The organism is Actinoplanes sp. NPDC049668 (assembly GCF_044465445.1).
Taxonomy (GTDB): Bacteria; Actinomycetota; Actinomycetes; order Mycobacteriales; family Micromonosporaceae; genus Actinoplanes.
In genome coordinates, this window is the sequence record NZ_JBITLR010000012.1 from 1 (window position 1) to 14328 (window position 14328).

15 protein-coding genes are annotated in these 14328 nt (G+C 71.7%); 9 read left to right on the plus strand and 6 right to left on the minus strand.

Going from position 1 to position 14328, the window contains the following annotated elements; all coding sequences use genetic code 11:
* Positions 1 to 342: 342 nt before the first annotated feature.
* The 3 genes from ACIBSW_RS38735 to tyrS form a co-directional block, all read right to left on the minus strand.
* On the minus strand, positions 343 to 1188 hold the full coding sequence (locus ACIBSW_RS38735) for a hypothetical protein (RefSeq protein ID WP_354728635.1): 846 nt from the start codon (positions 1186 to 1188) through the stop codon (positions 343 to 345).
* Positions 1181 to 1678 carry a SigE family RNA polymerase sigma factor gene (locus ACIBSW_RS38740; protein ID WP_354728633.1) on the minus strand — a complete coding sequence of 166 codons (498 nt, stop codon included), beginning with the start codon at positions 1676 to 1678 and terminating at the stop codon, positions 1181 to 1183. The genes ACIBSW_RS38735 and ACIBSW_RS38740 overlap by 8 nt, the downstream gene beginning before the upstream one ends.
* 110 nt (positions 1679 to 1788) lie before the next feature.
* The gene (gene tyrS, locus ACIBSW_RS38745; protein WP_404799597.1) at positions 1789 to 3048 is read right to left on the minus strand and encodes a tyrosine--tRNA ligase; all 1260 of its coding nucleotides are present in this window, start codon (positions 3046 to 3048) and stop codon (positions 1789 to 1791) included.
* A gap of 91 nt (positions 3049 to 3139) precedes the next feature.
* On the opposite strand from tyrS, the gene ACIBSW_RS38750 reads away from it, so the two are divergent.
* Positions 3140 to 3901, plus strand: coding sequence for a UDP-galactose-lipid carrier transferase (locus tag ACIBSW_RS38750; RefSeq protein WP_354728629.1), 762 nt, complete (start codon positions 3140 to 3142; stop codon positions 3899 to 3901).
* 11 nt (positions 3902 to 3912) lie between these two features.
* On the opposite strand, the gene ACIBSW_RS38755 is transcribed toward ACIBSW_RS38750, so the two are convergent.
* From ACIBSW_RS38755 to ACIBSW_RS38765, 3 genes are read right to left on the minus strand one after another with little or no spacing between them, the layout of a single operon-like run.
* A complete protein-coding gene (locus ACIBSW_RS38755; RefSeq protein WP_354728628.1) occupies positions 3913 to 4566 on the minus strand; it encodes a nucleoside monophosphate kinase in 654 nt (217 codons plus the stop codon).
* A gap of 18 nt (positions 4567 to 4584) precedes the next feature.
* Positions 4585 to 5166 carry a hypothetical protein gene (locus ACIBSW_RS38760; protein WP_354728626.1) on the minus strand — a complete coding sequence of 194 codons (582 nt, stop codon included), beginning with the start codon at positions 5164 to 5166 and terminating at the stop codon, positions 4585 to 4587.
* Positions 5166 to 5636 (minus strand): type II toxin-antitoxin system PemK/MazF family toxin, encoded by a 471-nt coding sequence (locus ACIBSW_RS38765; RefSeq protein ID WP_404799598.1) that lies wholly within the window; start codon positions 5634 to 5636, stop codon positions 5166 to 5168. The genes ACIBSW_RS38760 and ACIBSW_RS38765 overlap by 1 nt, the downstream gene beginning before the upstream one ends.
* A 148-nt stretch (positions 5637 to 5784) precedes the next feature.
* Here ACIBSW_RS38765 and ACIBSW_RS38770 point away from each other — a divergent pair, with 148 nt between their 5' ends.
* From ACIBSW_RS38770 to ACIBSW_RS38805, 8 genes are all read left to right on the plus strand, one after another.
* Positions 5785 to 6573, plus strand: coding sequence for a CAP domain-containing protein (locus ACIBSW_RS38770; protein ID WP_354728624.1), 789 nt, complete (start codon positions 5785 to 5787; stop codon positions 6571 to 6573).
* Positions 6570 to 6731, plus strand: a complete 162-nt coding sequence (locus ACIBSW_RS38775; RefSeq protein WP_354728622.1) for a hypothetical protein — start codon at positions 6570 to 6572, stop codon at positions 6729 to 6731. Before ACIBSW_RS38770 ends, ACIBSW_RS38775 begins: the two co-directional genes overlap by 4 nt.
* A gap of 43 nt (positions 6732 to 6774) precedes the next feature.
* Complete coding sequence (locus tag ACIBSW_RS38780) at positions 6775 to 7410, plus strand: DNA-3-methyladenine glycosylase (protein WP_354728620.1); 636 nt, start codon at positions 6775 to 6777, stop codon at positions 7408 to 7410.
* A gap of 11 nt (positions 7411 to 7421) precedes the next feature.
* Positions 7422 to 7886 (plus strand): hypothetical protein, encoded by a 465-nt coding sequence (locus tag ACIBSW_RS38785; RefSeq protein ID WP_354728618.1) that lies wholly within the window; start codon positions 7422 to 7424, stop codon positions 7884 to 7886.
* Positions 7887 to 8001: 115 nt separating this feature from the next.
* Complete coding sequence (locus ACIBSW_RS38790) at positions 8002 to 11097, plus strand: GH92 family glycosyl hydrolase (RefSeq protein WP_354728616.1); 3096 nt, start codon at positions 8002 to 8004, stop codon at positions 11095 to 11097.
* A 183-nt stretch (positions 11098 to 11280) separates the two neighbouring features.
* Entirely contained in the window at positions 11281 to 11949 is a 669-nt protein-coding gene (locus ACIBSW_RS38795) for a hypothetical protein (protein ID WP_354728614.1), read from the plus strand.
* Between the two features lie 112 nt (positions 11950 to 12061).
* A complete protein-coding gene (locus ACIBSW_RS38800) occupies positions 12062 to 13381 on the plus strand; it encodes an extracellular solute-binding protein (RefSeq protein ID WP_354728612.1) in 1320 nt (439 codons plus the stop codon).
* Between the two features lie 11 nt (positions 13382 to 13392).
* Positions 13393 to 14328, plus strand: coding sequence for a sugar ABC transporter permease (locus tag ACIBSW_RS38805; RefSeq protein WP_354728610.1), 936 nt, complete (start codon positions 13393 to 13395; stop codon positions 14326 to 14328).

Sequence of the window (14328 nt, forward strand, 5' to 3'; positions counted from 1 at the left end):
TTGGCAGGACGGCCGGTAGCTGATCTCCCCGATCTCTCGGTTCGTTCTGCTTGCCTCGCCCGTTTCCCTGCCGGCTCGCAAAACATTACCCGGTCCGTCCCAGAGCGCCAAATCGGCCCCCCGTGTCCCGAACCACACGCCCTCGCCCGACCCGCCGATGCCTCGCCAGACCCTTTCTGACCTGGCCCTGAAGCCACCGCGAGCACCGTCCAGGACTCCGTCGGCCGGTGAGCGGTCGTCAACCTGGCCTCGGGACAGCGGCATCCGGGCCGCTGACCGCCGTCAGGAGCGTCCGTCCGGGCCGCGTCGAAAGGCTCACCGGTGCTCCTGGAGCGCGGTGATTCAGCAAGGGGGATCGGCGGTCGCGCACAGCCGCTGAGCGGCGGTGGCGGCGAATCGGCGCAGGTCATCGGCGGAGGTGCCGATGCGGGGGACCAGCACCGTGACCAGGTCGCCGACCCGCAGGAACGCCGATGGCCGGCTCGACTCCCCTATCACCTCGCCGGTTTCCGCGTCGCGCACGACGGCGACGCCCCGTACCAGGATCGACTCGTCGCCTGCGAAGCCGCTCGCCAAGATCGACCAGCTGTTCTGGCTGCGCACCTTGACCCTGCCGCCCGGCGGTTCGATCTCACCGGTCTGGAAATAGTCGGCACAGGCCTCGACCGCCACGCGCAGGTCCCGGACGAAGACCGCGGCCTCCGGTGCGGAGAGCCGGTACACCGTCTGATTGAGGAGGCCGGCCCGGGCCGGCCGGTGGGCCTCCGTGCCCAGCATCAGAGTCTGGCCCTGGGAATAGCGTGGGCGCAGGGCGAGCAACCCGGGGGCGCGCTCCCGGAAGCAGCTGTCGAGCATGACCTCGAACTGGATCGGCTGGAACGCGTCCGCCGGGTAGACCTCGCTGTCCGGCCCGGCGCCGACGTCCTCGGGCCGCAGCAGGACGGACGGGGGGATCCGCACCGGGGGCGCACCCACGGTCGGCGAGGTCGCGGGCCTCGGGGGCGGCTCCCGGTCGGGCCGGGCCAGGCTGGCGGCGCCGGCCGTCACCGCGGTCACCAGCGCCACGGCGGCGGCGATCGTGCGCTGCCGCCGGCGACGGGCCCGGCGGCGCAGTTCCTCGGCGGGCGGCCACCGGACGTCGGCGAGGTCGCTCGCCACGCTGTCGATGAGGTCACGCATCTCAGGCATCGGCGGGCTCCCCGGAGTCCACGGCCAGCAGGTCGGCGAGCGCCGCGCGGCCCCGGTGCAGCCGTGCCTTGACCGTGCCGACCGGCGCACCGACCTCCCGGGCGATGTCGGCGACCGGCATGCCGAGCAGGTAGTGCAGCGCGATCGCCACCCGTTGCTCGGTCGGGAGACGGCGCAGCGCCTCGACCACCGCCACCGTGTCGAGGCTGGGTGCCGGCACGGGGCCGGCCGCGCCGTGGCGCAGATACGCCCTGGCCCGGCCGCGCACCCGCCGCCACCGGGAGACCGCGATCCGGTTGGCCACGATCCGCACCCAGGCTTCCGAGTCGTCGTACCGGTTGATCGTGGACCAGTGCTGCCAGGCCCGCATGTACGCCTCCTGGACCACGTCCTGTGCCTCGGCCAGGTCGCCGGTGAGCAGGAAGACGTACCCGAGCAGCCGTTGCCGGCTGCCCTGGTAGAACTCGTCGAACCCTGCGATGTCCGCCAACGCACCTACCTCCGCGTGTTGATGCAAGGGAACACGCGCGGCGCCGGGAACGGGTTGCCGGGTGACGCACAACTTTTCCGCGATGTGCGGATGGCACGACGAGCCGGTTGTTACCTGACCGACTCGACGCCGGCGAAGGTGCGCTTGCCGCGGCGCAGGACCAGGAAGCGGCCCTGCAGCAGCGCCGACTCCGGGACCGTGGCCTCCGGGTCGGTGATGCGCTCGTTGTTCAGGTAGGCGCCGCCCTCGGCGATCGTCCGGCGCGCCTCGCCACCGCTCTTGACCAGCCCAGCGTTCTGGAGCAGCACCGTCACGGTCGGGAGCTCACCGCGTACCTCTGTGAGACCGGCCTCGGACAGTGCGGCCCGCAGCGTGTCCGCCGAGAGGTCGTCCAGGGATCCTCGGCCGAAGAGCGCCTGGCTGGCCGCGACCGCCTGGCGGGCCTCCTCCTCGCCGTGCACCAGGGCGGTGACCTCCCAGGCCAGCTCGCGCTGCGCCAGGCGGGCCTGCGGCCGCTCGGCGGTGGCCTTCTCCAGCTCCTCGATCTCCTCGCGGGTCTTGAAGCTGAAGTAGCGCAGGTAGCTCGACACGTCGCGGTCGTCGGCGTTGACCCAGAACTGGTAGAACGCGTACGGGGTGGTCATGGCCGGGTCGAGCCAGGTGGCGCCGCCCTCGCTCTTGCCGAACTTGGTGCCGTCGGCCTTCAGCACCAGGGGGGTGGTGAACGCGTGCACCGGGCCCGCGCCGCGCCGGCGGACGAAGTCGACGCCCGCGGTGATGTTGCCCCACTGGTCCGAGCCGCCGAACTGCAGCGAGCAGTCGTGGCGGCGGTGCAGCTCGTAGAAGTCGTTGGCCTGCAGCAGCTGGTAGCTGAACTCGGTGTAGCTGATTCCGGTCTCGAGGCGGTTCTTGACGACGTCGCGGGCCAGCATCTTGTTGATGGGGAAGTGCTTGCCGACGTCACGCAGGAAGTCGATCACCGACAGCTCGCCGGTCCAGTCCAGGTTGTTGACCAGCGTGGCCGCGTTCGCGCCCTCGTAGGTGACGAACGGGGAGAGCTGTTCGCGGATGCGCAGCACCCAGCCGGCGGTCACCTCGCGGGGGTTGAGCACGCGCTCGGCGGACTTGCCGCCCGGGTCGCCGATCTGGCCGGTCGCGCCGCCGACCAGCAGCAGCGGGCGGTGTCCGGCCAGCTGGAGGCGGCGGGCGGTGACGACCTGCATCAGGTTGCCGACGTGCAGGGACGCCGCGGTCGGGTCGAACCCCACGTAGAACGTGATCGAGCCGCCGTCGAGGTGCTTGCGCAGCTCCTCGGGGTCGGTGGAGTCCTGGATCAGTCCGCGCCACTGCATGTCGTCAACGAGAGTCACCGTCGAATTGTCGCGCATCCGGTAGACACGGTCACATCGGGTTTCGGGATGCGCCCTCCCCAGGAGCCCGCCGGGCGGGGAGGATGGCGGCATGACGCGCCTCGAACAGGTCGATCTGTCGGCCCGGCTCCCGAAGAAGGACGCCCTGCTGCGGCTGGAGGCCGCGCAGCAGCGCCTGCTGCGACTCCGGCTGCTCCTGGGCGGCCAGCTCGGCGAGCACCGGATCGGGCCGCCGCTGTGCGTGCTGTTCGAGGGCTGGGACGCCTCCGGCAAGGGTGGCGCCATCAAACGCCTGGTCGCGCCCCTGGATCCCCGGCACGTCCGGGTATCCCAGTTCGCCGCGCCGACCTATGACGAGAAGCGGCACCACTTCCTGCAGCGGTTCTGGCCGGTCCTGCCCGGCTGGGGCGGCATGACCGTCCTCGACCGCTCCTGGTACGGCCGGGTCCTGGTCGAGCGGGTCGAGGGCTTCGCCACCAAGGAGCAGTGGACCCGCGCCTATGACGAGATCGTCGAGTTCGAGCGCACCCTGGCGGCCGAGGGCATGATCCTCATCAAGTTCTGGATGCACGTCTCCCCCGAGGAGCAGCTGCGCCGCTTCCAGGCCCGCGCGACCGACCCGCTGCGCTCCTGGAAGCTCACCGACGAGGACTGGCGCAACCGCGAGCGCCGCGAGGACTACGCGGCGGCCATCGAGGACATGCTGATCAGGACGGACAAGAAGCGGGCGCGCTGGACGATCGTCGCCGGGGACAGCAAGCCGTACGCCCGGGTCGCCGTCGTCGAGCAGGTCTGCCACACCCTCGAGGCCGAGCTCACCCGGCACGGTCACGACCCGCACGACGCCGACTGACGGCGCCGGGGTCAGTCCTTCGGCCGGTAGGCCGGCAGTCCCAGGGTCTCCCGGATGCCGGCCTGCACCTGGTCCGCCGCCGCGGTCGCGTCGACGTCGTGCACCACCTCCTTGCGGCGGAACAGCTCCAGCACCGGCCTGGTCTTCTCGTGGTAGTCGTGCAGCCGGGCCGCGAGCGCCTCGGGGGTGTCATCCTCCCGGGTGATCAGCTCGGTGCCGCAGATGTCGCAGCGCCCCTCGACCTCCGGGCGGTCGGCGATCAGGTTGTAGTCCATGCCGCAGCCGGGGCAGAGCCGGCGGCTGAGCACCCGGCGGCGCACCTCGTCGTCGGGGAGTTCGAGGTGGATGACGCCGTCGATGTCGTAGCTCTCCATGAAGAACTCGGCCTGGCGGCCGTTGCGCGGGAAGCCGTCGATGACGAAGCCGAAGTTCCAGTCGTGCTGGTCGAGGCGGCCGCGCACGGCCGACTCCACCAGGTCGTCGCTGACGAGTTCGCCCGCCTTCATCGCCCGGCGTACCTGGGCGCCGAGCTTGGTGTGGCTCTGCACATGCCAGCGGAAGAGGTCGCCGACGCTGATGTGCACCAGGTCGAGGTCGGCGCAGAGCAGCGTGCTCTGCGTGCCCTTGCCGCTGCCCTGCACTCCCATGATCACGTACTTGCGCATGGTGTCGCCGTCCCTTCCTCAGGCCGCGGCGCCGACGCGCAGCCGGCCGGGCGCCTTCCCCTCGAGCTTTGCCGGATCGATGCTCCACCCGTCGGCGACGGTCAGCACGTCGTGTTCCGAGACGAGGACGGTGCTCTCCTCGTCCACGAAGGTCGCGGGCAGGCCCGCCGCGCGCTCGGCCGGGTCCGGGTCGCCGTACCAGGAGGTCACGTCGCCGGTCTGTCCGACGTAGCCGAACGTCCGCACGGGTTCGCCGTCGACGGCGCGCTGCCAGCGGTGCGTCTCGGTCACCCGGTGGGTGGCGAAGAACTGGACCTCGGTGCCCAGCCGCGCCGACAGGTCGACGACGTCGAGCGCCGTGTCCGGGCGCAGCAGGTACCGCCCGACGGCGAGCACCCAGCGGGTGTCGCGGGCGCCGGGCAGCAGCGGCGTCACCGCGACCCGGTCGTCGGTCAGGTGTGCCAGGTCGATGCCGTCGCGCCAGCGGACCTCGCCGAGGTCGCGCAGGCCGAGCGCGTCGAGCACCCGGGCGGGGTCGCCATCACGGACGGCCAGCCACGCCTGCTTGCCGCCGAAACCGACCATGACGTCGGCGCCCATCAGGCCCAGCCGTGGTCGCGGCGCAGCACGCCGGCGACGCGGTCGAAGCGGGCCTGGTCGAGGACCGCGCCCTCGCGGCGGATGCCGTCCTCGTCGACCTCGAGGACCCGGTCGAGCCGTACCCAGCTGGGGCGGGACTCGCGGTCCCAGGCGCCCGGGCCCAGCGCCAGCCAGCCGCGCTGGCCGTCGCGCTCCGACTGGCTGGAGAGCATCAGGCCGAGCAGCGTGCGGTCGTTGCGCCCGACCACCAGCACCGGGCGGTCCTTGCCCCGCGTCGGGTCGTCCTCGTACTTCACCCAGGTCCACACGATCTCGCCCGGGTCGGCGTCGCCGTCGAGGTTCGGCGAGTACTCGAGGTGACGGCCGCGGCGCGCGGACGGCGGCGCGGGCCGTGGCACGGGCGGGGTGGGTGTGCGGCGTCCCGCGACCCGGCGCAGCTTGCCGGCGATGCCCTTGAGGAGTCTGGTCACCCGGGCACTGTATCGGCCCGGGGGCCGCCTCCTTATGTCTTCGTGTGTCGATCCTTAAGCGCACCTGAGGTGACGCCTGCGCGCGGGAGCGAGGCCCCATAGTTCGGCAGACGTGCCGCGCCCGCGGCCAGCAGCCGCGATTCCCGAGGTGACCGAGCCCGTGTCGATGTCCGCCGCCAGCCGCGCCCGTTTCACCTTGGTGGCGGGGGCCACCGCCGTGGTCATCGGAGTCGGCTTCACCGCGGTGGGGCTCAACCGCAACGCGTCCGCCGCCGCGAACCGCGCCTCGGCCGACAGCCTGCTCGCGGCCGACGCGAACGGCGAGGCGAACGGCGACCCGACCGGCGACCCGGGCACCGACCTGCTGCTGGACGACGCCGCGCCGGCAGGCCCGGCCACGCCGACGTCGAAGCCGCCGGCGCCGAAGGCCACCACGACCGCCCCGAAGCCCAAGCCGACCAAGAGCAAGACCAGCGCGCCCGCGCGCAAGACGGCCGAGGCCGCGCCGGCGACCAGCGGCTCGGTCCTCGAGCAGGTACTCGCGCACATCAACGCGGCGCGCGCCAAGGAGGGCCTGCCGGCCTACCGCCTGGACTCGTCGCTGTCGAAGGCCGCGGCCCTGCACAACGAGGTGATGATCGACGGCTGCGGCCTGTCGCACCGGTGCTCCGGCGAGGGCGACATCGGCACCCGGTTCAGCGCGCAGGGCGTCGACTGGAGCTCGGCGGGCGAGAACATCGGCTTCGGCTCGTCGGGCGCCGGCAACTCGGCCATGGTCCGGGCCGCCAACGGGCTGACCGACAGCATGCTCGCCGAGGTCCCGCCGGAGGACGGCCACCGCAAGAACCTGCTGAGCGACAGCTTCAAGCGGATCGGCCTGAGCGTCGTGCGCGACGGCAAGGGCATCGTCTGGCTGACCCAGGACTTCGTCGGATGACCGGCCCGGTCGGTCCCAGCGGGCCCGCGCGGCGCCGCCGCCTGCGCCGGCTCTTCCTCTTCGGGCCGACCCGCCCGTTCGGGCCGACCCGGCCCGGCGGCCGGTGCGGCCCGGTGCGGCGTACCCGGCCGACGGGCCCGACCCGCCCGGCGAGGTGACCCGGACGGCAGGCGGCCGGTCCGGGCGTGTTTCGCTGTGGCGATGACATCGTGGCTCGAGCTGCCCGCCGCGGCCGTCGACGAGGCGGCGCGCCTGCTGCTCGGGTGGCGGCTCACCGCGAACGGGGTGACGGTGCGGCTCACCGAGGTCGAGGCGTACAGCGGGCTGGGCGCGGACCCGGCCAGTCACGCGCACCGGGGGGTCACCGACCGCAACGCGGTGATGTTCGGCCCGGCCGGGCGGCTGTACGTGTACCAGATCTACGGCATGTACTTCTGCGCGAACGTCGTGTGCGGCGAGGAGGGCGTCGCCGCCGCGGTGCTGCTGCGCGCCGGCGAGGTGGTCGACGGCCTCCCGCTGGCCCGGCAGCGGCGGCCCGCCGTGGCGCGGGACCACGATCTCGCCGCCGGGCCGGGCAAGCTCATGCGGGTGCTCGCCCTCGACCGGACGGCGAACGCCACCTCGGTCGTCGACGGCAGCGGGCCCGCGACGCTGCGACCGCCGGCGCCGGGGTCGGGCCGGTGCGACATCGCCGCCGGGCCGAGGGTCGGCGTCACCGCCGCGCACGACGTGCCGTGGCGGTTCTGGATAGCCGGGGACCCGACCGTCAGCGCGTACCGCCGACACACCCCGCGAAAAAGCCGCAATCTACCCACATCGGGGCGTACTGGGGAATAACGTCCTGGTTGGTGATCTCACGTCGGATGTTGCTGCTGCTCGACCTCATGTGCGTGGTCGGCGTCGCCTGGGCGGCGGTGCTCATCGGCGGGCTGTTCGCCGGGGTACAACTGCTGCCGACCGGCGTCGCCGTCCTGGTCACCGCGGTCCTCGTGCTGCCCGGGTTCACCGCGGGGCTGATCACCAACCGGCGCGTCGTGCTCGGCCGCAAGCCGCAGAGCGGCTGGATCCGTTCGGTCTGGGCGCCGCCCGACCTGCCGCACTGGGGGCTGGTTCTGAGTGGACTGGCCCTGCTCGCGTTCTGGGTCGCGGGGATGAGCGCGTTCATCCCGATGAGCGAGACGGCGCCCGCGGACGTCGCCACGGCCTATCAGCAACGGTTCGCGCTGGGGATGCTCGGCGGCGTCGGCGTCGGCGGCAGCACGCTCGCCGCCGCGTCACTGCTGCGCGTGCGGCGCGGGACGAGCGCCCGTTAATCGGGTCCAAAGGGGACCGGTGCGCGATCCCTGTATTGACAACTGGTTATATCTGCGTGCTTCTATAAGCCACGCTCTTGACATCGTTGTCACATTCGAAGGGACGGCACCCCCTATGCTCCGTACCCTCGCCGCGGCGGTCGTCCTCGCCGCCGCGGTCCTCTCGGTACCGCAGGCCGCCCAGGCGGCCGACCTCGACCTGGTCCAGTACGTCAATCCGTTCATCGGCACCGACGACAGCAACTCGCCCAACCCGGTCGGCGGCGGCGCCGGCGGCAGCACGTTCCCCGGCGCCACCGTGCCGTTCGGCATGACCCAGTTCAGCCCCGACACGCCCACCGGCTCGCCGTCGGGCTACCGGGACCGCGACCGCACCATCGAGTCGTTCAGCCTCACCCATTTCAACGGCGCCGGCTGCGCCAACAACGAGGACATCCCGATCCTGCCGATCACCGGCAACCTCGGCTCCTCCCCCGGCTCCAGCTGGACCAGCTACGCGTCCGCGTACACCAAGGCCAACGAGTCGGCGTCGCCCGGCTACTACCGCAACCGGCTCGACAAGTACGGCATCGACGCCGAGCTCAGCGCCACCAAGCGCACCGGCGCGCTGCGGCTGACCTACCCGGCCAGCACCACCGCCCGGGTGCTCGTCAACGCCAGCCGCTCGGCGACCGGCGACCGCGACGGCAACGTCACCATCTCCGGCAACCGGGTCTGGGGCGAGCACACCGCCGGCGGCTTCTGCGGCGGCAAGACGTTCAAGATGTACTACTCGATACTGTTCGACCGCACGCCGACCGGGTTCGGCACGTTCAAGGCCGGCACGGTCACCGCCGGTTCGTCGACCACCAGCGGCACCAGCACCGGCGCGTACGTCACGTTCGACACCACCTCGAACGCCGTCGTCAACGCCACGATCGGCATCTCGTTCGTCAGCGTCGCCAACGCGCAGAACAACGCCACCGCCGAGGCGGCGGCCTTCGCGACGGTACGCGCCAACGCGAGCGCCGCCTGGAACACGGCCCTGAACCGCATCCAGGTGACCGGCGGCGGCGCCACCGACCTGCAGAAGTTCTACACCGCGCTGTACCACGTGCTGCAGAACCCGAACCTGTCCAGCGACACCAACGGCGAGTACCGCGGCTTCGACAACGCCGTGCACACCGCCTCCCACCCGGTGTACCAGAACTACTCCGGCTGGGACATCTACCGCTCCTGGGCGGCGCTGGTCGCCCTGATAGCACCGGACGTGACCAGCGACATCATGAAGTCGATGGTCCTGGACGGACAGCAGGGCGGCCTGCTGCCCAAGTGGTCGCACCAGACCGTCGAGGACTTCGTCATGCCCGGCGACCCCGGCCCGATCATCGTGGCCAGCGCGTACGCGTTCGGCGTGCGCGGCTTCGACACCGCGGCGGCGCTGGAGCTGATGAAGAAGAGCGGCAGCGGCGGCTCGACCCAGGGCGTCGTGCTGCGCGGCAACCAGTCCGTCTACCAGACCAACCACTTCATCCCCGGCAACCCGTCGGAGACCCTCGAGTACGCGGCCTCGGACTTCGCCATCTCACAGTTCGCCGGCGCGCTCGGCGACACCGCCGCCCGCGACACGTACGCGAGCCGCTCGCAGTACTGGCGCAGCCTGTTCAACGGCGAGTCGTCCTACCTGCACACCCGCGACGGCGGCGGGGCCTGGTCGGCGCCGCTCAACCCGGCGCAGGAGAGCCCGTACGTCGAGGGCAACGCCGCGCAGTACTCGTGGATGGTGCCGCACAACCTCGGCGCGCTGGTCACCCTCATGGGCGGGCCGGCCACCGCGGTGCAGCGGCTCGACCACCACTTCACCGAGCTCAACGGCGGCCTGAGCCGGCCGTACTTCTACATCGGCAACGAGCCCGAGCACAACGTGCCGTGGACCTACAACGTGGCCCGCAAGCCGGCCGGCGCCAGCGACGCGGTGCGCCGGGTGATGGCCGAGTCGTTCACCACCGGCGCGGGCGGCCTGCCCGGCAACGACGACCTGGGCGCCACCTCCGCCTGGTACGTCTGGTCGGCGCTGGGCTTCTACCCGGTGACGCCGGGCGCGGACACGCTCGCGGTGCACGGCGGGATCTTCCCGAGCGCGCTGATCCAGCGGGCACCCGGCAACATCACGATCACCGGCGGCAGCGCGGCGAACCGGTACGTGCAGTCGCTGTCGCTCGACGGCGCCTCGATCAGCCGCAGCTACCTGCGCTACGGCGACATCGCGGACGGCGGGACCGTCGGCTTCACCATGGGCGGCAGCCCCTCGGCGTGGGGCACCGGCGCTGCCGACGTACCCCCGAGCTTCGCCGCGGGCGCCACCCAGCCGCCGGCGGAACCGGACCTCGGCCCGAACCTGGCCCTCGGTCGCACCGCGACCGGATCCACGGCCTGCGCGAGCGCGGAGAGCGCCGCAAAGGCGGTCGACGGCTCGCTCGTCGGCAACAGCAAGTGGTGCTCCGGCACCGCGCCGCGGCAGCTGCAGGTCGACCTCGGCTCGGCGCGGACGGTGTCCTCGTTCGTCGTCAAGCACGCCGCCCTCGGCGGCGAGGTCACCAACTGGAACACCGGCGCGTACACGATCGCGACCAGCACGGACGGCACGACCTGGTCGAACGCGGTGACGGTCACCGCGTCCAAGAGCAGCCGGACGTACACCCCGATCGCCGCGCGCACCGCGCGGTACGTGCGCTTCGAGACCAGCCAGCCGGCCAACGACACGAACGCGGCCGCCCGGATCTACGAGCTGGAGGTGTACGGCGAGAGCAGCGCGCCGACCGACCTGGCGCTGAACCGCCCGGCGACCGCGGACTCGTCCTGCGGTGCGAACGAGGGGCCGGCCAAGGCGTTCAACGGCAGCTGGCTGGGCGGCTGGAACGACAAGTGGTGCTCGCAGGGCGCGACCAAGTGGGTGCAGGCCGACCTGGGCACCCGGCAGCGCGTCGGCTCGGTGGTGATCCGGCACGCCGGCGCGGGCGGCGAGTTCCCGGCCTGGAACACCCGCGACTTCGACATCCAGACCTCGGACGACGGGTCCGCCTGGACGACGCGGTCGCAGGTGCGCGGCAACACGGCCGACTCGACCACCACGGCGGTGAACGTGGATGCCCGCTACGTCCGGGTCGCGGTCGTCACGCCGGCCTCCGACGGCAACGCCGCGGCGCGCATCTACGAGGTACTCGTCAATTAGGGACACCCGGGGGCGGGCGCCGGGTCCCGCGACTCCCGCCCCCGGGCCGCCGGCCGTGTCGGATTCGTCCGTAATGAACCGGTCGGTAGCCACGCCGTAGCCGTGTCTCAACCGTTATCAGGTTGGCCGGGCCGCAAGCCGGGCCCGGCCACGACGGCTCGTTGACGCGACTGGAGGTCTCCCGTGACGACTGACAATCAGATAAGGGCTCGTGTCAAGGCGGTGCTCGGCGGCACGACCCCGGACGGCGCGACCTCGGAACACCCCGCCATCCCCGGCGGACCGACGCGCTCGGACAACGCACTGCAGGTGCTGACGCTGGCCCAGCGCACGGCGGAGGAGCACATCGCCGCCGCCAACCGGCACGCGGAGAAGATCCGCACCGACGCGAAGGCCACCGCCGACCAGTCGGCCCGGGACGCGCAGGTACACGCGCACAACGTCCGCTGCGAGGCCGAGAAGGTGCTGACCGACGCCCGCAAGACCGCCGAGCAGGCGGCCCGGGACGCCCGGATCCGCGCGGACGAGGCGCAGCGCAAGGCCGACCAGATCCTCGCCGAGGCGAACGCGCAGGCCGAGTCGATCCTCGGCGACGCGCAGGGGCACTGCGAGCAGCTCAGATCGCAGGCGCAGCAGCGCTACGAGGACTCCGTCGGCAGCCTCATCGCCAAGCGCGAGTCCCTGCAGGTGCAGATCGAATCGCTGGAGCACTTCGACCGCGAGTACCGCCGGCGGCTCACCACGTTCATGCAGGGCCAGATGCGCGCCCTCTGGGCCGACCAGCCGCAGGTGGGCGACGAGCTGACCGCGGAGACGGCGGAGGCCGGCCAGCACCACTCCGAACAGGAGTAACCGGCGGCGGCGCCGGCCGCCGGGCGATCCTTCTCGATTCGCGTCCGGGCCTTCTCGTCTTGCGAAGGCCGATTCCTGGACTCGTTCCGAGCCGCGGCGGCAGGCTCCGTTCATGACACTGACCCGACGCGCGCTGCTGCGCGGCGCCGCCGCCGCGACCGGTCTCGGGCTGGTGGGCCTGGGGACGACGGGTTGCAGTGGCATCACCCCCGGGCGAGACGGCGGCGGAACGCTCGACTACTGGAACCTCTTCGGCGGCGGCGACGGCGTCCGCATGACCCAGATGCTCGACGCCTTCCGCACCGCCAACCCCGGCATCGCGCTCAGCGCCGTCACCCTCAACTGGGGAAACCCGTACTACACGAAGCTGTCGCTGGCGACGCTCGGCGACAAGCCGCCGGACGTGGCCATCTCGCACCTGACCAGGATGAAGACCCTGGTCGCCTCAGACCTCCTCGAGGAGCTGCGCCCCGAGGACCTGGCCCGGCACGGCATCTCCGCGGACAAGTTCACCGAGCGGGCCTGGCAGGCGGGGCTCGTCGACGGACACGCGTACGCGATCCCGCTGGACACCCACCCGTTCGTGATGTTCTACAACACCGACATCTGCGCAAAGGCCGGCCTGCTCGACTCCTCGGGCGCGCTCACCCCGCTGGACACCCCGGAGAAGTTCACCGACGCGATGCGCCGCGCCAAGGAGGCCTCCGGCGCGTACGGGGGCGTCGTCGCGATCGACAACGACACGTCGACGCCGTGGCGCATCTTCCAGTCGCTCTACAGCCAGCTCGGCGGCGAGACCCTCGCGGACGACGGACGCCGGGTGGTCATCGACGACGCCAAGGCCACCCAGGTGCTGACCTTCCTGCAGTCGCTGACCGCGGACGGGCTCTTCCCCGCCAGCATCGACTACCAGGGCGCCATCGCCACCTTCGCCAACGGCCAGGCCGGCTTCTACTTCCAGGGCGAGTGGGAGATCTCCACCTACCAGACCGCGAAGATGCCGTTCTCCATGACGCTCTTCCCCAACCTGTACGGCGGCGGCCGCTACGCGGTACAGGCGGACTCGCACACGCTGGTCATCCCCCGCCAGCCGGGCCACGACCCGGAGCAGATCGACCGCGCGCTGCTGCTGATCCGCTCGATGCTCGACCAGAGCAAGACCTGGGCCGAGGGCGGGCACGTGCCGACCTGGCTGCCGTTCCGCGACAGCGCGGAGTACCAGGCCATGACGCCGCAGTCGAACTACGCCGCGGCCGCCGACGCCGCGGTCTACGACCCGGACGGCTGGTACTCCGGGTCCGGCTCCAACTTCGAGATCATCACCGGCTCCGCGATCGCCACCGTCCTCGGTGGCCAGCAGTCCCCCGCGGACGCGCTCGCGCAGATGCGCGGCCAGCTCGAGAACCTGTCCAAGACCGCGTCGCCCATCTGAGGGGGTGCCTGGTGACCACCGAGACCGCCGTACGCCCTCCCGATGCCGCCGAGTCCGGAGCGCCGCCGGAGCGGCCCCGCTGGACCGGCCTGCCCGCGCTGGGCTTCCTGGCACCGTTCCTCGTTCTCTATCTGGCCTTCATCATCGGCCCGACCCTGTACGGCCTGGTGATGAGCTTCTTCGACACCAGCCTGGTCAAGCCCGGACTGTCGGGCTTCACCGGCTTCGGCAACTACGCCGAGGCGCTGCAGAGCGGCGACTTCTGGTCGTCGTTGTGGCACACCCTGTGGTTCACGATCCTGACCACCCCGCCGCTGATCATCCTCGCCTTCGCCTTCGCGCTGCTCGCCGACCGGGCCCGGTACGGCCGCTGGTTCTTCCGGCTGGCCTTCTTCGCGCCGTACATCCTGCCGTCGGCGGTCGTGGCCCTGATCTGGATCTTCCTGTACACGCCCGGCCTGGGGCTGCTCGAGACCGGCCTCGCCAAGATCGGCATCACCTCGCCGAACTGGCTCGGCGACCCGGTCTGGGCCATGCCGTCGCTGGCCATGACCACCCTCTGGTGGACGCTGGGCTTCAACTTCGTGCTCTACCTGGCCGGTCTCCAGGAGATCCCGCGCGATCTGTACGAGGCCTCCTCGATCGACGGCGCGTCGGTCTGGCAGCAGATCCGCAGCATCACCATCCCGATGCTCGGGCGCACCACCACCCTGGTGGCCGTGCTGCAGGTGATCGCCTCGCTCAAGGTCTTCGACCAGATGTACATCATGACCGCGGGCGGCCCGAACTTCGCCACCCGCTCGCTCCTGCAGTACGTCTACGACGAGGGCTTCACCAACTTCCGGGTCGGGTACGCGGCCGCCGTCTCGATGCTGTTCTTCCTGGTCGTGCTCGCGGTCTCGGCGGTCTGGTTCGCCCTGGTCCGGCGCCAGGAGAAGGGGGTTTGA

Bases quoted from the DNA above. Each gene is read 5' to 3' on its own strand.
- ACIBSW_RS38735 (WP_354728635.1), bottom strand. From the start codon at position 1,188: ATGCCTGAGATGCGTGACCTCATCGACAGCGTGGCGAGCGACCTCGCC.
- ACIBSW_RS38750 (WP_354728629.1), top strand. From the start codon at position 3,140: ATGACGCGCCTCGAACAGGTCGATCTGTCGGCCCGGCTCCCGAAGAAG.
- ACIBSW_RS38755 (WP_354728628.1), bottom strand. From the start codon at position 4,566: ATGCGCAAGTACGTGATCATGGGAGTGCAGGGCAGCGGCAAGGGCACG.
- ACIBSW_RS38760 (WP_354728626.1), bottom strand. From the start codon at position 5,166: ATGGGCGCCGACGTCATGGTCGGTTTCGGCGGCAAGCAGGCGTGGCTG.
- ACIBSW_RS38775 (WP_354728622.1), top strand. From the start codon at position 6,570: ATGACCGGCCCGGTCGGTCCCAGCGGGCCCGCGCGGCGCCGCCGCCTG.
- ACIBSW_RS38780 (WP_354728620.1), top strand. From the start codon at position 6,775: ATGACATCGTGGCTCGAGCTGCCCGCCGCGGCCGTCGACGAGGCGGCG.
- ACIBSW_RS38790 (WP_354728616.1), top strand. From the start codon at position 8,002: ATGCTCCGTACCCTCGCCGCGGCGGTCGTCCTCGCCGCCGCGGTCCTC.
- ACIBSW_RS38800 (WP_354728612.1), top strand. From the start codon at position 12,062: ATGACACTGACCCGACGCGCGCTGCTGCGCGGCGCCGCCGCCGCGACC.